Origin of the sequence: Herbidospora yilanensis (genome assembly GCF_001570565.1) — a bacterium.
GTDB classification, from domain to species: Bacteria; Actinomycetota; Actinomycetes; order Streptosporangiales; family Streptosporangiaceae; genus Herbidospora; species Herbidospora yilanensis.
The window spans coordinates 246,894-270,185 of record NZ_BBXE01000013.1; the positions used below are offsets into that span (position 1 = coordinate 246,894).

Genomic DNA, 23,292 nt, shown 5'->3' on the forward strand with positions numbered 1-23,292 from the left:
CCGCACGCTATCTCCGTCTCACGGTGGATCTCGTGGTTGAAGTCACCGATGTCGGCGCCCTGCAGGCCGCCGCGCTGAAGGAGATCCGCAGCCCGGAGTCCGACCTCGAAGAGTCCGAGCGCCAGGAGCAGATCGACCTGGTGAACGCGGACGAGACGGGCGCCGCCGCCCTGCAGTGGCTGATCGAGCCCGACCACGTGCTCAGCCTCGTCGAGCACATCGACGAGGTCGAGCCGCGTGAGGCGATGCTGGGTGTCGAGCCGTCAGACGGCGCCCTCGACGACGAGGAAGACGAAGAGCACGACCACGACCACGTGTGAGCCGCCCACCTGTCAGACGGGCTCCAGCTTCCGGTGGGGCCCGTCGGGCAGGGTCACCCCGATCTCGTCTCCCGGGCGGATCTCGCCGCCCGTCACGACGACGCTCATGATCCCCGCCTTGCGCACGATCTCGCCGTCGTCGTCCCGGCCGAGCACCGCCTTCATCAGGCCCCGCCGGAACCCGTCGATCTGGACGCACGGGTTGCGCAGCCCGGTCACCTCCACGACCGCCTCCGGGCCGAGGTGCAGCAGCGTGCCGGCGGGCAGGCCGAGCAGGTCGACGCCCCGCGTGGTGACGTTCTCGCCGATCTGACCGGGCGCCACGGTGAAGCCCCGGCCCGCGAGCTCGTCGAAGAGTTCGGCGTGGATGAGGTGGACCTGGCGCAGGTTGGGCGCGTCGGGGGTGCGGGCCATCCGGCTGCGGTGGCGCACCTTCTCGCCGTAGTGGGCGTCGCCCTCGACGCCGAGCCCGGCGATCAGCCTGATGACGCCCTCGTTGGGCTTGCTGAAGGTGTACTGCGCCGATCTGCTGACCGCTTCGATGAGACCCACCCGGCATCCCCCTTGAAAGACCGTTTGTCGCATTCTCCTACTTGTCGAGCATGACGTACACGCCGAGGATGATCCCGGCGACCACGACCGCGAAGGCGAGGCCGCCCGCGACGCGGCCCACCGTCCGGCCCGAGGAGACGCCGATCAGGCCGACCGAGAACAACGCCGCGATGCCGACGCCGCCGACGAGGGAGGCGACCATCACCCGCCAGAGCGCGTCGACGTCGATGTAGCTCATACCGGAGTCCTCACCTGGGTGGGCGTGCCCCGCCCGACCCATTCGTCGTTGACGTTCCGGGCGTTGACGGCGGTCTTCCTGGACGCCAGGAAGAGCAGGGCGGCGAAGATGACGGCCGCCGCGAAGACCACGATCACCCCGAGGGCGCCGCCGATCAACTGGGCCGCGCCGAAGGCGACGGCGCCGACCAGCGCCGCCGCCGGGAGGGTGATCAGCCAGGCGACCCCCATGCGGGCCGCGACGCCCCAGCGGACCTGGGCGAGGCGCTTGCCGAGGCCGGCGCCGATCACCGATCCGGTGCACACCTGCGTGGTGGAGAGCGGGAAGCCGAAGTGGGTCGAGGTCAGGATGACCGTCGCCGACGACGCCTCGGCCGCGAAGCCCTGCGGGGGCTCGATCTCGGTCAGGCCCTTGCCGAGGGTGCGGATGACCCGCCAGCCGCCGACGTAGGTGCCGGCCGCGATGGCGGTGGCGCTGCACACGACCACCCAGAACGGGGTGCCGGCGTTCTGGGTGATGGTGCCGTCGGCGATCAGGGCGAGGGTGATGATGCCCATCGTCTTCTGGGCGTCGTTGGTGCCGTGGGCGAGCGACACCAGCGAGGCGGAGCCGATCTGGCCGATCTTGAAACCCTTGGTCCGGGTTCTCTCTTCGACCTTCCTGGTCAGGACGTACACGAGATAGGTGCCGACGGTGGCGACGACGACGGCGGCGATCGGGGCGAGCACGGCCGGGATGATGACGTGGGACACCAGGCCCTCGCCCTTGACGGCCTTGATGCCCGACGCGAGCAGGGTGGCGCCGACGACGCCGCCGATCAGGGCGTGCGAGGAGCTCGACGGGATGCCGAAGTACCAGGTCACCAGGTTCCAGGCGAGGCCGCCGACCAGCCCGGCGAAGACGACCGTGAGGGTGATCGCCCCGCTGTCGACGATCCCGTTGGCGATCGTGGCCGCCACCTTCAGGGACAGGAACGCGCCGACGAAGTTCAACACCGCGGACAGGCCGACCGCGATCTTGGGTTTCAGCGCGCCGGTGGCGATCGAGGTAGCCATCGCGTTCGCGGTGTCGTGGAAGCCGTTGGTGAAGTCGAACGACAGCGCGGTGATCACGACCACGATCAGAAGAACCAGGTCACCAGTCATAGTCCGACATATATGCCGAGCAGTGCGATTTATTCGTCAAAGACAGTCAACGGCCGCTTATTCATCAGGTGTCAACCGCGCCAGATCGGAGCGGTATATCCAAGGATCGGCGACGGCGCCCGCCAGGGCTCGTGCAGCATCGTGGTCGGCACGTTCGCCAGCTCGGGCACGTGGCGGCGGATGTACTCGCCGTCCCTGTCGAACTTCTTGGCCTGGCGGACCGGGTTGAGCACCCGGTTGGGCCGCGTGTCGTTGCCGGTGCCGGCCACCCACTGCCAGTTCCCGTAGTTGTTGGCCACGTCTCCGTCGAGCAGCAGCTCCTCGAAGTGGTCGGCCCCGACGCGCCAGTCGAGGCGCAGCGTCTTGGTCAGGAACGAGGCGACGATCATGCGGGCCCGGTTGTGCATCCACCCTTCGGCGATGAGCTGGCGCATCCCGGCGTCGACGATGGGCACGCCGGTCATGCCCTCGCGCCAGGCGTCCTCGGCCTCCTTGTCGTGGTGCCAGTCTCTCCGGCCGGGCCGGTAGTCGTCGCGGGCGATGCCGGGGAAGGCGAAGGTGACCTGGGCGTAGAAGTCGCGCCAGCAGAGCTGGCGGACGAACTCCTCCGACGCCCCCGAGCGGGTGGCCAGCTCCAGCGGCGAGACGCAGCCGAACCGCAGGTAGGGGCTGAGCCGGGAGGTGTGGTCGCCGGCCAGGTCGTCGTGGCCGGCGGCGTAGTCGCGCAGGCGGTGGCGGAGCCAGAGGTCGAGGCGGCGGCGCACCTCGCGTTCGCCGCCGGGCAGGTGGGGCCTGTGGCGGACGCCGGGGATGTCGCCGGGCCGCACCTCGGGCATGGAGACCGTTTCGGGGGCCGCCACGAGCGGCCGCCAGCGGGCCTCCGACCAGGCGCGGTAGAAGGGCGTGAAGACCTTGTAGTGGTCGCCCGTGGCGGGTTTGAGCCTGGCGGGCGGGACGATCGTGATGCCGGGGAAGGTCTGGAAGCCGACGGCCTCCCGCGCGAACCGGCTCTCCCGCCTTCTGGCGCGCGGGGTGACGTCGCCGCTGGCGTAGATCGCGGTGGCGCCGGTCTCGGCCGCCACCCTCATCGTCTCCTCGACCACGTCACCGCGCCTGACCACCAGGTCGGCGCCCCTTTCCCGGAGGGATTCGCGCAGGTCGTGGAGGCACTCGACGAGGAACCCGGCCCGGCCGCGCGGAGGGATGGCCGGGTCGACCACGAACAGGGGCACCACCTGGCGCGCGTCCTGGCAGGCCTGGTGCAGCGCGGGATGGTCGGTGATCCGCAGATCGCGGTTGAAGAGGACAATGATGACTTCCGGCACGACCGTTCTTTCGTGAACGCATTGTGACCGGTTGCATCCGATCGTCGACCACCCTCGAAAGCACGGGTGAGGAGGTACGGGACTGTGCCGGAACCGGAATCGACGGCCCCGAGCTACGGCATCGGCGCGGTAGCCCGGCGTTTCGGCCTGCCCGCGCCCACCCTCCGCACGTGGGACCAGCGCTACGGCCTGGGGCCGAGCCTGCGCACGGCGGGCGGCCACCGGCGCTACACCGAGCTCGACGTGCGCCGGATCGAGGAGATGCACCGCCTGGTGCGAGCGGGCGCGCCGGCGGCCGAGGCGGCCGAGACGGCGCTCAAGATCCTGCGGCTCACGACCCCGGCGCGGAAAGAGCCGCGCGCGGAGAAGGGCCGATCGCCCGCCGGGTGGGACGAGCCCGTCTACTCCGTCGCCCAGGTCGCGCGGGCCGCGCTCTCCCTCGACTCCTGGTTCGTCAGGGCCGCGCTGGAGAACTGGCTGCGTGACCGGGGGGTCGCGAGCACCTGGGACCACCTCGTCATCCCGGTCTTCGCCGCGATCTCGCGCCGCCAGGACGACACCGGCGCCGGGATCGACCTGGAGCACCTGTTCTCCGAACGGGTGCTGGCCGCCCTCGCGCCGCTGGTCGAGCGTCCTGGCACGCCGGTCCACCCGCGTCCGGTCCTGCTGGCCTGCGCCGAGGAGGAGCAGCACAGCCTGCCGCTGTTCGCGCTGGCCGCCGCGCTGACGATGGAGCACGACGTGGAGTGCCGGGTCATGGGGGCCCGGATGCCCTACGACGCCCTCGCCGACGCCATCCGGCGGCTGGCCCCGGCCGCGGTGTTCCTGTGGTCGCAGCAGGCCGACACCGGGGACCCCGCGCCGCTGGCCGGACTGCCCCGGCTACGCCCCGCGTCCGCCGTCTTCACGGGCGGGCCCGGCTGGCGTGATCTCCCCGCGGGTGTCGTCCACCTGCGATCTCTTGACGACGCCATCACGTCGATCTGCGCTGTCCTGCGCTGAGCAGGGCATATTCCCGTCGAACCACTTGCGTCCACGCCCGAGTGTGAATAGGTTTTGAGTAAGTTCACAGATCGGGGAGGTCGCATGGACGGCGAGGAGATCGCGGTGACGGAGTGCTATCGGAGCCACGCGCCGTTGGTCCGCGGGTATCTCCGGCATTTCATCCCGCAGCAGGACGTCGAGGACGTGCTCCAGATCGTGTTCGGCGAGGTCTGGCGATCGCGCCGGCGCTACGACCCGCGCCGCAGCCTCGAAGGCTGGGTGCTGGGCATCGCCCGCAACCGGGCCATCGACTACCTGCGGGCCCGCCACCCGGCGACGGTGCCGCTCGACGGGGTGCCCGAGCCTCGCGACCACGTCGACGCGGCCCGCCGGCTCGACGACCGCGACCAGCTACGCCGCGCCCTGCGGCACCTGCCCGAGGTGCAACGCGAGGCGATCACGCTGGCCTACTACGGCGACCTGACCCAGCGCGAGATCGCCGAACACCTCGACGTGCCGCTCGGCACCGTCAAGGCCCGCACCGCGCGGGCGCTGCACACGCTCTCGTCCGTGCTGACCGAGGCCGCATGAGACCCCGCGTCGGCGTGTCGAGTTGCCTCATCGGGGAGCCGGTCCGGTTCAACGGCGGGCACAGCCGCGACCGGTTCCTGGCCGGCGAGCTCACCGACCACGTCGACTGGGTGCCGTTCTGCCCCGAGGTCGAGGCGGGTCTGGGCACCCCGCGGGAGACGCTCCGCCTGGAGTTCGGTCCCGGCGGGGGCGAGCGGCTGATGCTCCGCAAGAGCCGCGTCGACCTGACCGCGACGATGCGCGAGGTCGCCGGCCGCCGGATCGCCACCCTTGAGGTCGACGGTTACGTCTTCAAGTCGAAGAGCCCGTCGTGCGGCATCCACGGCATCCCCGTGTACGACGACGACCACCCCGTCCGCCGGGTCAGAGGCGTCTTCGCGCAGCGCATCATCGACGCCTACCCGCTGCTGCCCGTGGAGGACGAGGGCCGCCTCAACGACGCCGTGCTCCGCGAGCAGTTCGTCGAGCGGATCTTCGCGCACGCCCGGCTGCGTGCCCTGTTCGAGTCGGACTGGAAGCCGCGCGACCTGGTCGCCTTCCACTCGTGCCACAAGATGCAGTTGCTCGCCCACGACCCCGGGGGTTACCGGGTGGCCGGGCGGGTGGTATCCCGGGCGGGCAGCGCCCCGAAGGAGGAGCTGGAGCGCGACTACACGACCGCCTTCCAGAGCACCCTGGCCAGGAAGGCCTCGATCGGCCGCAACGTCAACGCCCTGCACCACTGCCTGGGCATGGTCGGCCACGCGCTCGACGACGCCCGGCGGGCCGACCTGCGTGAGGTCATCGCGGCCTACCAGGAGCACCAGGTCGCGATCACCGTGCCGATGACGCTGCTGCTGCACCACGCCAAGGGCGAGGCCGCCGACTACGTGCGCGACCAGACCTTCTTCGCCCCGTTCCCGGCGGAGCTGCGGCTCCGCAACCACGTACCAAATTGAACCACTAGCGTTACTTTTGTCAGGGAACGCCCGCCTTCATGGCCGACCTTCCCTTCCACGACCAGACCGACTTCGCCGACGCCGACCGGGGCTTCGCCGCCCGCCTCGATCCGGCCCTGATCAGGTCGGCCGACGGCCGGATCGTCTGGAACGCCGACGCCTACCGGTTCCTCGACCACGACACTCCCGGCTCCGCCGACCCGAGCCTGTGGCGGCAGAGCCGCCTGTGCGCCCGGCAGGGCCTCTACGAGGTGACCCAGGGCGTCTGGCAGGTCCGCGGGCTCGACCTGTCGAACATGACCCTGATCGAGGGCGAGCGCGGCGTGATCGTCGTCGACCCGCTGCTCTCCACCGAATGCGCCCTGGCGGCCCTCGCGCTCTACCGGGGGTACCGGGGCGACCGCCCGGTCACCGGCGTGATCTACACCCACTCCCACGCCGACCACTACGGCGGCGTGCGCGGCGTCACCGACGGCGCCGGCATCCCGATCATCGCCCCGGCCGGATTCATGGAGCACGCCGTCGCCGAGAACGTCTACGCGGGCACCGCCATGGTCCGCCGCGGCGTCTACATGTACGGCCTGGCCCTCCCGACCTCCCCCGAGGGCCAGATCGGCTGCGGCCTGGGCCTGACCGCCTCGCAGGGCACCGTCAGCCTCCTCCCGCCGACGGTCGACGTCACCACGACGGGCCAGCTCGAAACTGTCGACGGGGTGCGGATCGTCTTCCAGCTCACCCCCGGCACCGAGGCCCCGGCGGAGATGAACTTCCTGCTCCCCGACCGGCACGCCCTGTGCCTGGCCGAGAACGCCACCCACACCCAGCACAACCTCGGCACGCTGCGCGGCGCCCAGGTCAGGGACGCCCGCATGTGGTCGCGCCACCTCAACCAGGTCCTCGACCTGTTCGTCCCGCACGCCGAGGTCGCCTTCGCCTCCCACCACTGGCCCACCTGGGGCCGCGAGCGGATCACGAAGTTCGTCCAGGACCAGAGAGACCTGTACGCCTACCTCCACGACCAGACCCTGCGCCTGATCAACCAGGGCCTCACCGGGGCCGAGATCGCCGAGCGGATCGAACTGCCGCCCGGCCTGGAGACGGCCTGGAACACCCGCGGCTACTACGGCTCGGCCAGCCACAACGTGAAGGCGATCTACCAGCGCTACCTCGGCTGGTTCGACGGCAACCCCGCCCACCTGTGGGAGCACCCGCCGGTCGAGCAGTCACGGCGCTACGTCGAGTGCCTCGGCGGCCCCTCGGCCACCGTCGCGATGGCCACCCGCTACATCCAGGACGGCGACCTGCGGTTCGCCGCCACCCTGCTCAACCACGCCGTCTTCGCCTCTCCCGGCCACGCCGAGGCCCGCCGGAGGCTGACCGAGGTCTACACCCGGCTGGGCCAGCACGCGGAGAACGGGGTCTGGCGCAACTTCTACCTGACCGCCGCGCTCGAACTCACCGCCCGCCGCACCTTCCCGTCGGGCGCCGACACGGCCGCCCCGGACGTGCTGAGCGCGCTCACCCTCGACCAGCTCCTCGACGCGGTGGCGATCCGGGTCAACGGCCCGAAGGCGTGGAACGAGACCCTGTCGATCGACTGGAACCTCACCGACACCGGGGAACTGCGCCGCACCACGTTGTCGAACGGGGCGTTGATCATCGGCCCCGGCGGCCCGGCCGACCTCCGCCTGCGCCTGACCAGACCCGAGTTCCTCGCGGTCCTGAACGGTCAGGAGCCGGCCGACCACGAAGGGGACCTGGGCGTACTCACCCGGCTGCTGAGCCTGCTCGACGACCCCGACCCCGGGTTCGCGATCATCACACCTGATTGACATGCCCCGCCCCGCAGGGAAGGGGACCTCACGGTCACCCATGAGGATTCCTGGTTCACCGCCAATTGCCCGTCAGAGAGATCTCATCAGGGCCTTACATCGGCTCCGCAGGCGTTTCACTTCTCCGCAAGCCCTGCGGCGCGTCTCGGTCAAGGGATGCGCCGCACGCGCACACCCATTCCCGGACGCTCAGCGGCATGGAAGCAGCGCGAGCGCCACACGCCGAGCACAACTTGCCGGAGGGAAACCATCGGTCGACGACCAACAGCTCGCGCCCATACCAGGCCGCCTTGTACGCCAGCATCGAACGCAATTCCCGCCAGCTCGCGTCGCTGATGGCGCGAGCCAGGGACCGGTTCTTGACCATATGGCGAACGGCCAGATCTTCCACGGCGATCACTTGATTCTCGCGAACGAGCCGTGTCGTGATCTTATGCAGATGGTCTCGCCTGCGATCGGTGATTCGAGCATGGATCCGGGCGACGACGAGGTTGGCTTTGGCCCGGTTGGCGCTGCCCTTGGTCTTGCGAGCAAGTATTCGCTGAGCTCGGGCGAGTTTCCCGCGGTCGGCCCGCTCTTGCTTGGAGTTGAGGATCTTCTCCCCCGTGGACAGCGTCATCAGGGCAGTGATTCCCACATCCACGCCGATCACAGCCTCGGCCGGAGGCAGTGGAACGATCTTCTCCTCCACGAGGATGGACGCGTACCAGCGTCCTGCCGCGTCTCTGGACACGGTGACTGTGGACGGTTGCGCCCCGTCGGGCAGAGCCCGCGACTTCTTGCGCGACTTGAAGACCGGATGCCGTGCCCGTCCGGTGAAGAAGTTGGCGAACGCGGCCTGCAGATGCCGCAACGCCTGCTGTAGCGGCACGCATGACACCTCGTTGAGGAAACCCCACTCCGTCGTCCGCTTCCATTCCGTCAGCGCGGCCGAGGTCTGCGCGTAGGAGACTCTCCGGCCTTCCTTGTAGGCACGGGTCCGCTCCTCCAAGGCCTTGTTGTAAACCAGACGCACGCAGCCGAACGTCCGCGACGGTTGCTCAGCCTGCCCGGGAGTCGGATAGAAGCGGTACTTGTAGGCCCGCTTCACGATCTGCGCCACAGCGCATAATTCAGCCCGGGCGGTCGAGAATCGTACAGACGTTCGAATCTGTGACGCCAAACTTCCTCAAGAGGCCTGGATGACGGCCAGCGACAGCGGCGGCAGGTAGAGGTCCTGGCCGGTCAGGATGATCGCCTCGTCGGAGGCCAGCAGGATCCGGCCCGCCGGCACCCGGATCGGCACCGAGGTCTCCCCCAGGTTGGCCGCGACGCGGATCGAGCCGCGCTCGATCACCACCCAGTGGCGGTCGGCGTCGTAGTCGACCCTGACCAGCTCGAAGCGGGGGTCGGCCAGGTCGGGGTGGGACTTGCGCAGGGCGATCAGGTCGCGATACCAGCCCAGCAGGGCGGCGTGTTCCTCTTCGGTGTTCTCGGCCCAGTCGAGTTTCGACCGCTGGAAGGTCAGTTCGTCCTGCGGATCGGGGGCCTTCCAGTCGTATCCGAAATCGACGAACTCCTTTTCCCGGCGTTCTCCCTCGGTCGAGGAAAGGGCCGGGTCGAAATGGTCGGTGAAGAAATAGAACGGCGTCGAGGCGCCCCATTCCTCGCCCATGAAGAGCATCGGAGTAAAGGGCGAGGTCAGCACCAGCCCCGCCGCCACCCAGAGCTGGTCGACGGTCATCCGGTCGCCGGCCGGGCGGTTGCCGATCTGGTCGTGGTTCTGCGCGCACACCACGAACCGCCACCCGGGCAGCCCGGTCGCCGGGCGTCCGTGGGAACGGCCGCGGAACGAGGAGTAGGACCCGTCGTGGAAGTAGGCCGAGGTCAGCACCTTGGCCAGCGACGCGGGGCCGGCGAAGTCGGTGTAGTAGGCGTGGGTCTCGCCGGTCACGTTGGCGTGGACGGCGTGGTGGACGTCGTCGTTCCAGGTGGCGTGCAGGCCGAAGCGGGTGATCAGCCCGGGGTCGTTGAGGTCGGACTCGGCGATCAGCGTGAGCGGGCGGCCCTGCACGGCCGAGAGCAGCTCGACCTCGCCGGCCAGTTCCTCCAGGAAGTGCACGGCCCGCTTGTCGTGCAGGGCGTGCACGGCGTCGAGCCGCAGTCCGTCGATGTGGTAGTCGCGCAGCCACTGGAGGGCGTTGCCGATGAAGTAACGGCGCACCTCGTCGGAGCCCGGCCCGTCGAGGTTGACCGCGTCGCCCCAGTAGGAGCCCTTGTAGTCGTGTAAATAGGGCCCGAATTTGCCGAGGTAGTTGCCCGACGGGCCCAGGTGGTTGTAGACGACGTCGAGGATGACCCCGATGCCGTTCCGGTGGCAGGCGTCGACGAGGGTCTTGAGCCCGTCGGGGCCGCCGTAGTCCTCCCGCACCGCCCACAGGTCGACCCCGTCGTAACCCCAGTTCCGCTTCCCCGGTACGGGCGCCACCGGCATGATCTCGATGAAGTCGACGCCCAGGTCGATCAGGTGGTCGAGCTTGGCGACGGCGGCCTCGAAGGTGCCCGCGGGGGTGAACGTGCCGATGTGCAGCTCGTAGACGACCGCGCCGCGCAGGTCTCGGCCGCGCCAGTTCTGGTCGCCCCAGAGGAAGTGGTCGTGGTCGTAGGCCCGGCTCGCGCCTTCGACGCCGTAGGGCTGGCGGCGGGTGCGCGGGTCGGGGTAGGGGCCCTCGCCGTCGACGTACAGGGTGTAGTCGGCGCCGTGCGGCAGGTCGGGGCCGCGCCACCACTCGCCGTCGGCCGTCAGGTCGCGGCGGTCGCCGTCGCATTCGATCTCGACCCGTCGCGCCGTGGGGGCCCACACCTCGAACATGTTTCAGCTGCCTTCCAGGACGGCGACGGGGAATCGGGAGAGCAGGTGGGCCAGGGGCACCCGGCCGGTGTGTTCGGCCCCGGTCAGCAGGCACCGCCACCGCCCCGGCGGCAACATCAGCGTGTCGCCGCCGAACCCGCCACGCCGCTCCAGTGCGGCGGGCAGCCGCGTCGCCACGGCCACCGCCTTGTCACCGCGCGCGAAGGCGATCGCGTTACTCCCGGCCTCGATCGGCACATAGGGTTCGTCCGCCGTGAACCGTTTTCTCGCGCGAAGGCAGGCGGTCACCGTCTGGAGTTTCTGCCCGTCCCACGTGTCGTCGGGGTCGTCCAGCAGGGCGCGCCGGAAACCGTAGTCGACCGGCCTGCGGTTGTCGGGGTCGACGAGGGAGAAGTCGGTGGTCTCGTTGCCCTGGTAGAGGTCGGGCACGCCCGGCATCAGCAGTTGCACGACCTTCTGGCCCAGCGAGTTGGCGCGGGCGTAGCGGTCGACCACGGCGGTGAAGGAGGCCACCGAGAAGCCGCAGACCTCGACGGCCTTGCGGCAGAAGTCACGCAGCCCGGCCTCGTAGACCGGGTCGGGGCTGACCCACGAGATCGAGGTCTTCGCCTCGCGGGCGGCCTTGAGCAGGTAGTCGGTGAACCTGCCGACGTCGATCGGCCAGGCCGCCATCAGCGACTGCCAGGCCAGGTAGTCGAGGGCGGGGTCGAAACTGACCTGGCCGCTCCACGACTCGACCGCGTCGGCCCACACGTCGGGCAGCTCCGACAGGACGGCCAGCCGCGCCCGCACGTCCTCCGACCGCTTCGTGTCGTGGGTCGAGAGGGTCGTCATGGTCGTCGGGGTCATCACGGCGCAGAAGGCGTGGAACTCCTCCGGTGTGACCGCGAAGTGGTCGGGCTCGCCGCCGACCTCGTTGAGGCAGGCCAGCGGGAACCAGCGGTAGAGGGCGGTGTCCTCCACGCCCTTGGCCATGACCGGGCCGCAGGTCTGCTGGAAGCGGGTCACGGCCTCGGCGGGGCCGTACAGGACCTGGTGGGCGACCCGGGCGACGGCGCCGGGGTCGGTGCGGCGGCCCGCCTCGGCGGCGGCCGACTCGACGATCCGGACCGACTCGGCCGACGGGGGTTCGCCGGGGTTCACATAGGCGCGGTAGACGGGCATCGCGGCCAGCAACTCGACCACCGCGTCGCGCAGGCCCGGTTCGCCCAGGGCGCTTTCGAGACGGTCGACCTCACCCGTGAAGAACAGCGACAACACGTGTTTCTTCGCCTCGTGGCGGACCGCGTCGTAGTCGGCGGAGACGCCGGTGCGCTGGGTGAAGGTCCTGATCAGCTTGTCGGCGCCGGCCGGGTCGACGAACAACCGCGTGATCGCGTTGAGCGCCTCGTAGCCGGTGGTCCCCTCGCAGGGCCAGTCGGCGGGCAGCCGCTCGTGGCCGATGACGATCTTCTCCACCCAGACGGGCACGTCGGTGAAGGAACGCAGTCTCCGCAGGTAGCCGCGCGGATCGGCCAGGCCGTCGGGGTGGTCGACCCGAAGCCCGTCGATGATCCCTTCGTCGATCAGGTCGAGGGTGACCCGGTGGGTGGCCTCGAACACCTCGCCGTCCTCGACCCTGAGGCCGATCAGCGAGGAGACGTCGAAGAACCGCCGGTAGCCCGGCGGCTCGGTCCACGGCACGAGCCGGTAGTGCTGCGCCCGGAGCAGTTCCTCAAGCGGGAGGTGCTCGGTCCCGGGCCGGATCGGGAACTCGTGGTCCCAGTAGCGCAGCACGTCGCCGTCGACGGTGAACTCCGGGTTCTCGCCCAGCACCGGCAGCGCGACCGGGAAGGTGAGGTCGAACCAGTCGGCGTACGGCGACTCGGGGCCGAACCGCAGCACCGACCAGAGCTGGGCGTTGCCCGACTCGGGCACCGGCACCGTCATGTGGTTGGGCACGATGTCGGCGATGATCCGGAAACCCTGCCCGGCCAGCTTCCGCAGCCCGTCGACGCCGCCGAACTCCGCGCGGACCCGCGAGTGGTCGGTGACGTCGTAGCCGTGCCGCGACCCGGCGACCGCCTGGAGCGTCGGCGACAGGTAGAGGCCGCCGACGCCGAGACGGCGCAGGTAACCGGTCAGCTCGGACAACTCGCCGAAGCCGAATTCAGGCGTGAGCTGGACACGGTAGGTCGACGTCACGATGGGCCCCTTACCCCGCTCCTCAGCGGGCAGAAACGTCACAAGCGGCGCAGAACCCGCACCGATCGTCCCGCCACGGGCACCGCCTCGCCGGCCCGGCACATCCGGGTGCCGGTCGCGATCGGCATCGCCGTGTCGAGTTCGGTCTCCCACATCTCGCCGTAGTCGCCCGGGATGGTGAACTCGATCGCCTCGTAGTGGGCGTTGAAGAGCAGCAGGAACGAGTCGTCGACGATCCGCCGGCCCCGGCTGTCGGGCTCGGTGATCGCCTCGCCGTTGAGGAACACCGCCAGCGCCTTGGCGTAGCCGTTGTTCCAGTCCTGGTCGGTCATCTCGGTGCCCGACGGGGTCAGCCAGGCGATGTCCGAGAGGGGGTCGCCGGAGCCGCGGACCGGGCGGCCGTAGAAGAACCGCCGCCGCCGGAAGACAGGGTGTTCGCGGCGCAGCTTGGAGACCCGCCGGGTGAAGTCGAGGAACAGCCAGTTCTCGGTCCAGTCGACCCAGGCGATCTCGTTGTCCTGGCAGTAGGCGTTGTTGTTGCCGCCCTGCGTGCGGCCGAGCTCGTCGCCGTGCGAGAGCATCGGCACGCCCTGCGACAGGAACAGCGTGGCCAGGAAGTTGCGCTTCTGCTGCTCGCGGAGCTGCGCGACCGGGCCGGTCGCGGGGCCCTCGACCCCGCAGTTCCACGACCGGTTGTCGTTCGCGCCGTCGCGGTTCTCCTCGCCGTTGGCCTCGTTGTGCTTGTCGTTGTACGAGACCAGGTCTTCGAGCGTGAACCCGTCGTGGCACGTGACGAAGTTGATCGAGGCCGCCGGGCGGCGGGAGTCGAGCTGGTAGAGGTCGCTCGACCCGGTGAGCCGGGAGGCGAACTCGGGCAGCCGGGCCGGCTCGCCGCGCCAGACGTCGCGGATGGTGTCGCGGTACTGCCCGTTCCACTCGGTCCAGCGGGCCGGGAAGTTGCCGACCTGGTAGCCGCCCGGCCCGACGTCCCAGGGCTCGGCGATCAGCTTGACCTGCGACAACACCGGGTCTTGCTGGACGAGGTCGAAGAAGGCCGACAGCCGGTCGACGTCGTGCAGCTCACGGGCCAGCGACGAGGCCAGGTCGAACCGGAACCCGTCGACGTGCATCTCGGTCACCCAGTAGCGCAGCGAGTCCATGATGAGCTGGAGCGCGTGCGGCGAGCGCATGAGCAGGCTGTTGCCGGTGCCGGTGGTGTCCATGTAGTAGCGGTTGTCGCTCTCGACCAGCCGGTAGTAGTTGGCGTTGTCGATGCCCCGCATGCTGAGCGTCGGCCCGAGGTGGTTGCCCTCGGCCGTGTGGTTGTAGACGACGTCGAGGATGACCTCGATGCCGGCCTCGTGGAGCGCCTTGACCATGGCCTTGAATTCGAGGACCTGCCCGCCGCGCTGCCCCGAGGAGGAGTAGGCGTTGTGGGGGGCGAAGAACCCGATGGTGTTGTAGCCCCAGTAGTTCGACAGGCCGCGCTTCTCCAGGATGTGGTCGGTGACGAACTGGTGGATCGGCATGAGCTCGATCGCCGTGACCCCCAGCGAGGTCAGGTGGTCGATGATCGCCGGGTGGCCGATGGCGGCGTAGCTGCCCTTGATCCGGTCGGGCACCCCCGGGTGGCGGATCGTCAGGCCCCGGACGTGGGCCTCGTAGATCACGGTGTCGTGGTAGGGGGTCTGCGGCGGCCGGTCGTGCCCCCAGCCGAAGAACGGGTTGATGACGACGCTGCGCGGCACGTAGGGCGCCGAGTCGCTGTCGTCGCGGCTGGCCGGGTCGCCGAAGGTGTAGCCGTAGACCGCCTGGTCCCAGGTCACCGCGCCTTCGATGGCCTTGGCGTAGGGGTCGATCAGGAGCTTGCGCGGGTTGCAGCGCAGGCCCTGCTTCGGGTCGTAGGGGCCGTGGACGCGGTAGCCGTAGCGCTGCCCCGGCTGGACGCCCGGCAGGTAGCAGTGCCAGACGTGGCCCTCCACCTCGGAGAGGGTCACGCCCTCCTCTTCGCCCTCGTCATCGAACAGGCAGAGGTCCACCCGGTCGGCGACCTCGGAGAAGATCGCGAAGTTGGTGCCCGCGCCGTCATATGTCGCGCCGAGGGGATAGGGATCCCCCGGCCAGATCTCTCGCATCTTCATATGCTCCATCGCGGGAACTCTCTTTGCCCGCATATCGCGAGTTACTCCCACGGGCCGGGAAAACCTCGGTTTGGTCGGGAAACGGACGCGTTACAAACCAGCAACAACCTGGCAGAACAATCTTGTATGGACAGTAGCGAGGTGCGCTTCCTTGAAGTCCACGGATACAGGCGGGCCTACCGGATAGCCGGGGCGGGGCCGCCTCTGCTGCTGATCCACGGCATCGCCGACAGCTCCGAGACGTGGGAGCCCGTCATCGGCATGCTGGCCGAGCACCACACCGTGATCGCCCCCGACCTCCTCGGCCACGGCGACTCCGACCGCCCCCGCGCCGACTACTCGGTGGCCGCCTACGCCTGCGGCATGCGCGACCTGCTCGGCGTGCTGGGCGTCGACGAGGTGACCGTGATCGGCCACTCCCTCGGCGGCGGCATCGCGATGCAGTTCGCCTACCAGTTCCCCGAGCGCTGCGAGCGCATGGTCCTGGTGAGCAGCGGCGGCGTCGGCCGCGAGGTCCACCCCCTGCTCCGCCTGGCCACCGGCCCCCTCGCCGCCGAGACCGGCCTCGCCGTCGCCACCTCGGCCCCCGTCCAGCACCTGGTCCGCCTCGCCGCGCCCGTCCTGAAGCGGGCCCTGCGGATGGGTCCCGACTTCGACCACGTGCTGGCCCGCTACCAGGGGCTGACCAGCATGACGGCCCGCCGGGCGTTCATGCGGACCCTGCGGGCGGGCGTCGACATGCACGGCCAGGTGATCACCATGCTCGACCGCTGCTACCTGACGGCGGGCATGCCCACCCTGATCATCTGGGGCGCCAACGACACGGTGATCCCCGCAACCCACGCGACCGTCGCCCACCAGGCCATGCCGGGCAGCCGGCTGGCCGTCTTCCCCCGGACCGGCCACTTCCCCCACCACGACCAGCCCGAGCGCTTCGTCGAGACGGTCGTCGACTTCGTCAAGTCGACCCACCCCCAGAGATACGACCAGGAGAAGTGGCGCGAGTTCCTCCGCACCGGCCACACCTTCCCCCCGGAGACCTCCAGCGGCAGCTAGCGCAGCACGTCGAAGGCGAGCCTGACCCGGCGGCCGGTGATCGTCGGGCCGTGGGCGGTCGCGAGGGCGGTCAGCTCCATGGCGGCGAGCTGGTCGACGTACCCGCCGAAGACCACCGGGTCGAGCCACGCCCGCCAGGGGCTCAGGCCGGTCGCGAAGCGGTCGACCGCCTCCAGGTGCTCGTCGGCGGGCAGGTCGGCGGCGTCGGCCGTGGGGTGCGGCACCACCGCGCCGAAGCAGTCGGCCGACCAGTAGACGCCGGTGCGGCCGTCGTAGAGGCCAAGCGTGGCCGAGGCGTCGAAGAGGGGCGGGCGGACGGCCGTCAGGGTGCGGTCGGCCACCGTCCAGGCCTCGCCGTCGCGGATGTGGCGGATCCGGCGGCGCGGGTCGAGCGGCGGGTGGCGCAGGCGGCCGGTCACCAGGGTGGCACGGGGGCAGGTCTCCAGGGCCGCGGTCAGGTTGCCCACGTGGTCGGCGTCGTCGTGGCTGACGAAGATCCAGCGGACGTCCGCCGGATCGACCACGGAGAACACGTCTTCGCGCCACTGGTCGCGGTGGACGGCCGAGCCGGTGTCCACCAGCACCGGCTCCCGGCCCGTGATCACCATGGTGTTGACGAAGCCGAACCCGTCGGCGGCCGGGACGAGGCGTGGGACCAGCACGGTGTCGGGGGCGATGCGATGCGGTTCGAGCATGAGGTCCAGCGTCGCGGCTCCGGCTTGGCCGTTTCTTGCCGGGCACTTGGCCGCCGGACCGCTCAGTGCGGCATGCCGGCCCTCCGGGCGAACTCGTCGGCCGACTTCCGCAGCGCGGCGGAGTCACGGCCCAGCACGTCGGCCAGGCGGGCCAGGCAGCGGTCGGCCACCGCCCAGCCGAGGACGCGCCCGGCACAGACCTCCAGGTGGGGATAGAGGGCCCGCGCCGCCTCCCGATCGTCGAAGGCCACGATGAGCTCGGTGAGCACGTCGGGGACGATCCGGTAGGCGAGGTCGCCGACCAGCACGGCGAACCCGTCGTGCGACAGGGCGGCGAAGATCTCCCTCGACTCCTCCTCCCGGCCGACGTCGAGCAGGAGGGCGCAGCGCAGGATCGTCCACATCTGCTCCGGGTGGTCGATCTCCAGTGCCGCCGCCGAGTCGCCCTCGGCGCGCAGCCGCAGGGCGCGCATCAGGTCGGCGCGTGACTTCGGGCCCCGGCCGCCCTCCGGGTGGGCGCGGGCCGCCTCCGCCGCCTCGGCCTCGGCCAGGGCCAGGTCTCCGAGCATGTAGGCCCTGATCGCCGCCTGCCAGGCCGCCAGGCCCACGAGAGCGGGGCGCCGCAGTTCGGCGGCGGTCCGGCGCAGCCAGTCGAGGATCGGCCGGCCCTCGTCGAAACGTCCCTGCGTGAACAGCTCGACATACCAGGCCTCCTGGACCAGCCACTCGTCGACCAGGTCGACGCCGACGCCGCGCATGCGGGCGAGCAGCGCCGCGCGCTCCTCGACGGGGGCGACGCCCCGCGAGAGGAGTTCGGCCGCGCTCAGCGCCCGCAGCAGCGAGCGGTCGTCGGTGGCCTCCTCGATGGCCTGGGCGGCCAGGGCGCGGCTCTCGTCCATCGGGCGGGTGAAGGCGCCGATGATCGCCGAGGCCGACAGCAGCATGGAGCGCCAGCGCGCGCCCGCCCCGCTCAGGGCCCGGTCGATCCGCTCGACCAGGACGGCGGTGGCGTTCAGCTCCTCGTACATGGCCCAGACGAGCGGGTCGGAGAAGCCCAGCGCCGCGCGGGCGAGGCGTTCGCCGTCGCCCAGGTCGTCGGCGACCGCGACGGCCTCGTCCAGGACCGGGTGGACGCGGGAGTTGAGCCCGGCCACGGTCAGCGCCTCGGCCAGCTCGATCAGCAGGTCGCACTTGAGCGTCAGGTCGGTGACGGGCAACTGGTCCGTGAGGGCCACGGCGTGCTCCAGGTGGACGGCGGCGTCCTCGTGGGCGAACTGGCCGGAGGCGTGCCGCGCGGCGGCGCGGGCGTAGGTGATGGCCTTGGCCGCCATCCCCGAGATGACCAGGCCCTCGCGGTAGTGGTAGGCCAGCTCGCCCGGCTGGGTGCCCCGGCCTTCGAGCACGGCCGCGACCCTGGCGTGCATCCGGCGGCGGCGCAATGGGGCCAGGCCGTCGCGCAGCACGTCGCGCACGATGTCGTGACTGAAGGTGTAACTCAGCGACCGCTCGGTCAGCAGCCGGGCCTGCACCGCGGCGTCGAGCACGTCGAGCACCTGGTCCTGCGGCAGGTCGAGCACGTCGAGCAGCACGCCCAACTCGGTCTCCCGGCCGATCAGGGCGGCGGCGCTCAGCACGTCGTGGGCGCCCAGCGGCAGCGCGGCCAGCCGCCCGCGCAGCACCTCGGCCATCGCGCCCGGAGTGTCGCCCAGGCCGAGGAAGAACGGGTTGCCGCCGGTCCGCCGCAGCTCCACCCCGGCCCGCAGCGGGTCGCCGCCCGAGCGGGCCAGGTATTCGGCCACCGCCTCCTCGGGCAGCCCGCCCAGGGTCACGCCCTCGACGTGGGACAGGCGGCGCAGCGCCGCCAGCACGCGGGCCAGCGGCTCACCGACCTCGGTGTCCCGGTACGTCGCCAGCACGGTCAGCCCCGGGCACGACCGCGTGGTGGCCAGGAAGTCGAGCAGGCGCAGCGAGGAGGGGTCGGCCCACTGGAGGTCGTCGAGCACGACCACCGTCGGACCGGCCGCGTTGACCAGGCGGGCGACGGCCTCGTACATGGGGAACTCGCCGGTGGCGGCGGTGATCTCGGCGAGCTCGCCGTCGCGGCCGGTCAGTTCGCGCAGCGCCGTCACCCACGGCCAGAACGGCGGCGCGCCTCCCCCGTCCCAGCACCGCCCCACGACCACCCGCGCGCCGGTCGCGCGATGGGCGGCGGCCTCCACCAGGCTGGTCTTGCCGATGCCGGGCTCCCCGGCGACCAGCACGACCCGGTGCCCCGGCGCCTCGACGGCGGCGGCCAGCCGGGCCAGTTCGGCCGCGCGGCCCAGGATCTCCGCCTCCGGGGGCGGGGCGGCCAGGCGTACCGGAGCCGACGGGGAGAGCGCGGCGTCCTGGGCGAGGATGCGCGCCTCCAGCTCGCGGGTGCGCGGCTCGGGGTCGAGACCGAGCTCGTCGACGAGCATCCGCCGCCCCTCGGCGAGCAGGGCCAGCGCGTCGGCCTGGCGGCCCGCCTGGTAGAGGGCGTGCGCGGCGTGTCTCCTGACACGTTCTCTCGTCGGATACGCCGCCACCAGCCGCACCAGCTCCGGCACCAGCTCGGAGCCCCGGCCGAGGGCGAGGTCGGCCTCGTTGGCCTCCTCGACGACGGTGAGCCGCAGCTCGTCGAGCGCGACGCGTTCCTCGCGCGCCCAGGGGAGGTTCTCGAACCCGGTCAGCGCGTCGCCGCGCCACTCGCTCAGGGCCAGCCGGAACTCCCGGGCCGCTTTCCCGGCGTCGCCCGCCGCGAGCAGCCGCCGCCCCTCGTCGACCCGCCCGGCCACCCGGCGCAGGTCGACGTCGCCGTCGGGGATGTCGAGGGCGTAGCCGCCGGCCCGCCCGACCAGGACGGCCGCGGCCCCCCGGCGCGACCGGCCCGGTTCGAGCACCCGCCGCAACTTCGAGATGTACGCCTGGACGGTGTTGACCGCGCTGGTCGGCGGCTCCTCGTCCCACAGGGCGTCGATGATGCGCGTCACGGTCACCGGACGGGGTGAGGCCAGCAGGCAGAGCGCCAGCACCGACCGCTGTTGGAGCGGTCCGATGTCAAGGGCGACGCCGTCCGCGCCGATCACCGCGATGGGCCCGAGCACCCGGAATTCCATTGGGGGATGCTACCGAAAAAAGGGTTAATGTCCGGCTCTGCGCAACAACCGGCGTGCCGGTCGAGGACCGGTGGTGCGCAACCAGATCTGGATGGCCGCGCCGCCCAGCGGCGACCGGTCGACCTTGAGGTGGCCGCCCGTCGACTCGGCCAGCCGGCGGGCGATGTCGAGCCCGAGACCGGTCGACCCCGCGCCGCTGTGGCCGCGCTTCAGCGCGCCCGCCGGATCGTCGATGCCGGGCCCCGCGTCGGCGATGAGGATGCCGACCATGCCGGACCCCTGGTGGAGGGTGACGGTGAACGCGGTCCGTTCGGGGGTGTGCCGGAACACGTTGCCGAGGGTGGCGTCGATGACGGCGCTCAGATCGGCCGCCGCGACGGGGACCTTGGCGGGCTCCTCGGTGCCGTACAGATCCCACGGCCTGGCCTGGTCCTCGGCCAGCGCCGACCAGAAGGCGAGCCGCTCCTTCAGCACCGCGGCGGCGTCGCAGCCCTGCACCGGGCGGGAGGGCCGGCGTGCGGTCTCGATGATGGCGTCCACCTCGCGTTCGAGCCGGTCGACCTGCTCGGCGGCCGGGCCGTGGGTGCCGACGTGGAGGCGCAGGGCGGTGAGCGGGGTGCGCAGCCGGTGGGACAGGTCGGCCGCCAGTTCCCGCTCGGCCGCGAGCAGCCCGGCGACCTGGTCGGCCATGGTGTTGAAGGCCTGCCCGGCGGCGACCAGCTCGGGCGGCCCGGCGGGGGTGATGCGGACCGACAGGTCCCCGGCGCCGAGCGCGCCCGCGGCCTCGCCCAGGGACCGGGTCGCCTTCACCATCCGGGATCCGAGCCGGTCGGCCACCCCCACCGAGCCCGCGACCAGGGCGACGGCCACCCCGGTGAGGACCGCCCAGGAGGCGGCGACTCCCTCGCTGAGGGCGGCGTCGGGCACGTACACCTCGATGACCGCCCTTCTCCCCCGGTCGAGCGCGACCGGGCGGAGCACCGCGAACCCGCCCGCGACCTTGATGGTCTCGGCCCGCACGGTGGCGAGGTCGACGCCGCCGACCCGCGACACGCCGACCGAGGCCCCGTCGAGGTGGACGGCCAGCCGGCTCGCGCCCCCGGCGGCGGTGCTGGCCAGCGCCGGTTCGAGGCGGCCGGGATCGGTGGTGACGACGAGCGCCGGGACGATCATGCTGGCCTGTCGTTCGGCGTCGTTGAGCGCCCGGCTCTCGGCGGCCTGCTTGACGGCGGCGGCCAGCGGGATCAGGAACGCGAGCGCCACCATCGCCGTCACGGCCACGGCGACGAGCGCCAAGCTCCGGCGCATCAGACGCCGGGCGCGCTGAGCCGGACGCCGACCCCCCGCACCGTGTGGATGTACCGGGGACTCGACGCGCTCTCGCCGAGCTTGCGCCGCAACCACGACAGGTGCACGTCGATCGTCTGGTCGTCGCCGTACGACTGCCGCCACACCTCGGTCAGCAGTTCCTTCCGCGAGACCACCCGGTCGGGCCGCGCCCCCAGATAGGCCAGCAGGTCGAACTCCCGGCGGGTCAGCTCCAGCGGTCTCCCGTCGAGCGCCGCCTCGCGCCGCGCCGGGTCGACGGTCAGCCCGCCGATCCGGATCGGCGCCGTCGCCGGGGCGGTCCGCGCCCGCCGCAGCACCGCCTCGATGCGGGCGTTGAGATGGTCGCCGGAGAACGGCTTGACGAGATAGTCGTCGGCGCCGTCCCGCAGCAGCCGCACGATCTCGGCCTCGTCGTCGCGGGCCGTGGCGATGATGACCGGCACGTCGGAGATGGCCCGCAACATCTTCAGCGCCTCGGCCCCGTCGAGGTCGGGTAAGCCCAGGTCGAGCACGACCACGTCGGGCGGGAAGTGCGCGATGTCGCGCAGCGCGTCGAGAGCGCCGCCCGCGCTGCGCACGGCGTGGCTGCGGCCCCCCAGATCGCGGATGATCGCCGACCGGACGAACTCGTCGTCCTCCACCACCAGAACCGTCGCCATGGCCCCACACGTTACGACACGTTTCGATGGTCTTTCGGGGATAATGCCGCCATATGCGTGCGATCGGGTACACCGTGGCGTGGTGCGGGGCCACCGCCCTCGCCGTCGGAGTGGCCTGGTTCGGCGTGAGCGGCGTCCTGCGCACGGCTCTCGGCGACGGAGAGCCGCTGACCCCGCTGGTGGTCGCGGCCCCGAACCTGGTGTCGGGCGTCCAGCGCGAACCTCCCCCCGCACCGGACGAGAAGGCGGCGCCACCTCCCGCTCCGAGCACGACGCCCACCCCGGCCCCCCGGCCCAGGAAGAAGCCCACCGCGAGCAGCCGCCCGACGCCCACGCGGAAGAGCCCGGTCCCCTCTCCGGCCGCGGCGGAGAGACTGCACACCTTCACCCTCAAGGGCGGCCGGGCGACGGTGGCCGTCGGGGAGGGCGACTGCCGGATCGTGTCGGCCACCCCGGCGGAGGGCTGGGAGCTCAAGACGTGGACGGAGCCCTACTGGCTGCGCGTCACGTTCCTGAAGGACGGCCGGGAGTCGTCGGCCTTCTGCACGTGGAACACGTTGCCCCCGAGGCTCGACACCTACGAGACGTGAAAGGGGGCGGCTCGGCCGCCCCCTTTCGCCTGAATCGCTACTTGAGCGACTTCTGGTACTTCTGCAGTTCCTTCAGGTGCTTCCGGCCCGACTCGATGATCGCGTTGGCCATCTGGATCCCGGGCCCGAACTCGCCGCCGGCCGTCTCCTCCTCGGCCAGGGCCAGCGCCCCCTTCTGGTGCTCGATCATCAACGCCACGAAGCGCTCGTCGAAGGCGGCCCCGGCCGACCCGGCCAGGTCGGCCATGTCCTTGTCCGAGATGAGCCCCGGCATCGGCTTCCCGCGCTCAAGCGGCTCCACCGCCCACTCCGACAACCATGCCTTCAACGTCTGCACCTCGGGCTCGCGCGCCGCCCGGATCTCGGCGGCGAAGTCGCGCACCCACTGGTCGCCGGCGGCGGTCGCGGCCAGCCCGGTCAGGTCGTAGGCCTGGAGGTTGTGGGTGATCAACGTCGAGGCGAAGGTCTTGTCCGTCTCGTTGGGCGCGGCGTCGGCGACGACGGCCGGCTCCTCGGTGGGCGTCGGCTCCTCGGCCGCCTCGGTCGCCTGGGGCTCCTGCGACGCCGTCACGGTGGGGATGGCGTCGGGGGTGGTAGGGGCGGCCGGGGGCGGCGTGGCGGCGGTGCCGCTCCCGGAGGAGCACCCGGAGATCAGGGCCACGGCCGCGAGGGCGGGCAGGGCGATCCGGCGGAAGGTCGTCATGGGGCGAGACCCTACCGAAACC

20 protein-coding genes are annotated in these 23,292 nt (G+C 71.3%); 7 read left to right on the top strand and 13 right to left on the bottom strand.

Translation table 11 applies throughout. The annotated features are described in order from the left end of the window. Window positions 1-32 precede the first annotated feature (32 nt). Window positions 33-320 carry a hypothetical protein gene (locus tag AW273_RS01250; protein ID WP_232327006.1) on the top strand — a complete coding sequence of 96 codons (288 nt, stop codon included), beginning with the start codon at window positions 33-35 and terminating at the stop codon, window positions 318-320. 12 nt (window positions 321-332) lie between these two features. On the opposite strand, the gene AW273_RS01255 is transcribed toward AW273_RS01250, so the two are convergent. From AW273_RS01255 to AW273_RS01270, 4 genes are all read right to left on the bottom strand, one after another. Continuing rightward, on the bottom strand, window positions 333-872 hold the full coding sequence (locus AW273_RS01255) for an MOSC domain-containing protein (protein WP_198167957.1): 540 nt from the start codon (window positions 870-872) through the stop codon (window positions 333-335). A gap of 37 nt (window positions 873-909) precedes the next feature. Next, window positions 910-1,110 carry a hypothetical protein gene (locus AW273_RS01260; RefSeq protein ID WP_062344335.1) on the bottom strand — a complete coding sequence of 67 codons (201 nt, stop codon included), beginning with the start codon at window positions 1,108-1,110 and terminating at the stop codon, window positions 910-912. Beyond that, window positions 1,107-2,255: an inorganic phosphate transporter gene (locus tag AW273_RS01265; RefSeq protein ID WP_062344337.1), complete on the bottom strand. Its 1,149-nt coding sequence runs from the start codon at window positions 2,253-2,255 to the stop codon at window positions 1,107-1,109. The genes AW273_RS01260 and AW273_RS01265 overlap by 4 nt, the downstream gene beginning before the upstream one ends. 71 nt (window positions 2,256-2,326) lie before the next feature. After that, window positions 2,327-3,580 (bottom strand): cryptochrome/photolyase family protein, encoded by a 1,254-nt coding sequence (locus AW273_RS01270; RefSeq protein ID WP_062344338.1) that lies wholly within the window; start codon window positions 3,578-3,580, stop codon window positions 2,327-2,329. Between the two features lie 84 nt (window positions 3,581-3,664). On the opposite strand from AW273_RS01270, the gene AW273_RS01275 reads away from it, so the two are divergent. From AW273_RS01275 to AW273_RS01290, 4 genes are all read left to right on the top strand, one after another. Beyond that, a complete protein-coding gene (locus AW273_RS01275) occupies window positions 3,665-4,582 on the top strand; it encodes a MerR family transcriptional regulator (RefSeq protein WP_062344340.1) in 918 nt (305 codons plus the stop codon). Between the two features lie 84 nt (window positions 4,583-4,666). Further along, a complete protein-coding gene (locus AW273_RS01280; protein ID WP_062344343.1) occupies window positions 4,667-5,155 on the top strand; it encodes an RNA polymerase sigma factor in 489 nt (162 codons plus the stop codon). After that, window positions 5,152-6,093, top strand: a complete 942-nt coding sequence (locus AW273_RS01285) for a YbgA family protein (protein ID WP_062344344.1) — start codon at window positions 5,152-5,154, stop codon at window positions 6,091-6,093. Before AW273_RS01280 ends, AW273_RS01285 begins: the two co-directional genes overlap by 4 nt. 38 nt (window positions 6,094-6,131) lie before the next feature. Beyond that, window positions 6,132-7,925, top strand: a complete 1,794-nt coding sequence (locus tag AW273_RS01290; RefSeq protein WP_062344346.1) for an alkyl/aryl-sulfatase — start codon at window positions 6,132-6,134, stop codon at window positions 7,923-7,925. Between the two features lie 94 nt (window positions 7,926-8,019). Here the strand turns inward: AW273_RS01290 and AW273_RS01295 are convergent, their stop codons facing one another. The 4 genes from AW273_RS01295 to glgX form a co-directional block, all read right to left on the bottom strand. Beyond that, window positions 8,020-9,027 (bottom strand): RNA-guided endonuclease InsQ/TnpB family protein, encoded by a 1,008-nt coding sequence (locus tag AW273_RS01295; protein WP_157555509.1) that lies wholly within the window; start codon window positions 9,025-9,027, stop codon window positions 8,020-8,022. 66 nt (window positions 9,028-9,093) lie between these two features. Beyond that, window positions 9,094-10,776 (bottom strand): malto-oligosyltrehalose trehalohydrolase, encoded by a 1,683-nt coding sequence (treZ, locus tag AW273_RS01300; RefSeq protein ID WP_062344348.1) that lies wholly within the window; start codon window positions 10,774-10,776, stop codon window positions 9,094-9,096. A 3-nt stretch (window positions 10,777-10,779) separates the two neighbouring features. Further along, window positions 10,780-12,960: a malto-oligosyltrehalose synthase gene (gene treY / locus AW273_RS01305; protein WP_232327008.1), complete on the bottom strand. Its 2,181-nt coding sequence runs from the start codon at window positions 12,958-12,960 to the stop codon at window positions 10,780-10,782. A 38-nt stretch (window positions 12,961-12,998) separates the two neighbouring features. Then, the gene (gene glgX / locus AW273_RS01310; protein ID WP_062345357.1) at window positions 12,999-15,095 is read right to left on the bottom strand and encodes a glycogen debranching protein GlgX; all 2,097 of its coding nucleotides are present in this window, start codon (window positions 15,093-15,095) and stop codon (window positions 12,999-13,001) included. Window positions 15,096-15,242: 147 nt separating this feature from the next. Between glgX and AW273_RS01315 the strand changes: the two genes are divergently transcribed. Beyond that, the gene (locus tag AW273_RS01315) at window positions 15,243-16,157 is read left to right on the top strand and encodes an alpha/beta fold hydrolase (protein ID WP_232327010.1); all 915 of its coding nucleotides are present in this window, start codon (window positions 15,243-15,245) and stop codon (window positions 16,155-16,157) included. Here the strand turns inward: AW273_RS01315 and AW273_RS01320 are convergent. The 4 genes from AW273_RS01320 to AW273_RS01335 all read right to left on the bottom strand — a co-directional run bounded on the left by AW273_RS01320 (window position 16,154) and on the right by AW273_RS01335 (window position 21,977). After that, entirely contained in the window at window positions 16,154-16,852 is a 699-nt protein-coding gene (locus AW273_RS01320) for an oxygen-binding di-iron domain-containing protein (RefSeq protein WP_062344352.1), read from the bottom strand. The two genes, AW273_RS01315 and AW273_RS01320, sit on opposite strands and share 4 nt — an antisense overlap. A 62-nt stretch (window positions 16,853-16,914) precedes the next feature. Then, a complete protein-coding gene (locus AW273_RS01325; protein WP_062344355.1) occupies window positions 16,915-19,989 on the bottom strand; it encodes an ATP-binding protein in 3,075 nt (1,024 codons plus the stop codon). Window positions 19,990-20,013: 24 nt separating this feature from the next. Beyond that, window positions 20,014-21,297: a sensor histidine kinase gene (locus AW273_RS01330; protein ID WP_062344357.1), complete on the bottom strand. Its 1,284-nt coding sequence runs from the start codon at window positions 21,295-21,297 to the stop codon at window positions 20,014-20,016. Beyond that, window positions 21,297-21,977 (bottom strand): response regulator transcription factor, encoded by a 681-nt coding sequence (locus AW273_RS01335; RefSeq protein ID WP_062344360.1) that lies wholly within the window; start codon window positions 21,975-21,977, stop codon window positions 21,297-21,299. The genes AW273_RS01330 and AW273_RS01335 overlap by 1 nt, the downstream gene beginning before the upstream one ends. A 53-nt stretch (window positions 21,978-22,030) precedes the next feature. Between AW273_RS01335 and AW273_RS01340 the strand changes: the two genes are divergently transcribed. After that, window positions 22,031-22,567 (top strand): hypothetical protein, encoded by a 537-nt coding sequence (locus AW273_RS01340; RefSeq protein ID WP_062344362.1) that lies wholly within the window; start codon window positions 22,031-22,033, stop codon window positions 22,565-22,567. Between the two features lie 37 nt (window positions 22,568-22,604). On the opposite strand, the gene AW273_RS01345 is transcribed toward AW273_RS01340, so the two are convergent. Continuing rightward, the gene (locus AW273_RS01345; protein WP_062344364.1) at window positions 22,605-23,270 is read right to left on the bottom strand and encodes a DUF305 domain-containing protein; all 666 of its coding nucleotides are present in this window, start codon (window positions 23,268-23,270) and stop codon (window positions 22,605-22,607) included. Window positions 23,271-23,292 lie beyond the last annotated feature (22 nt).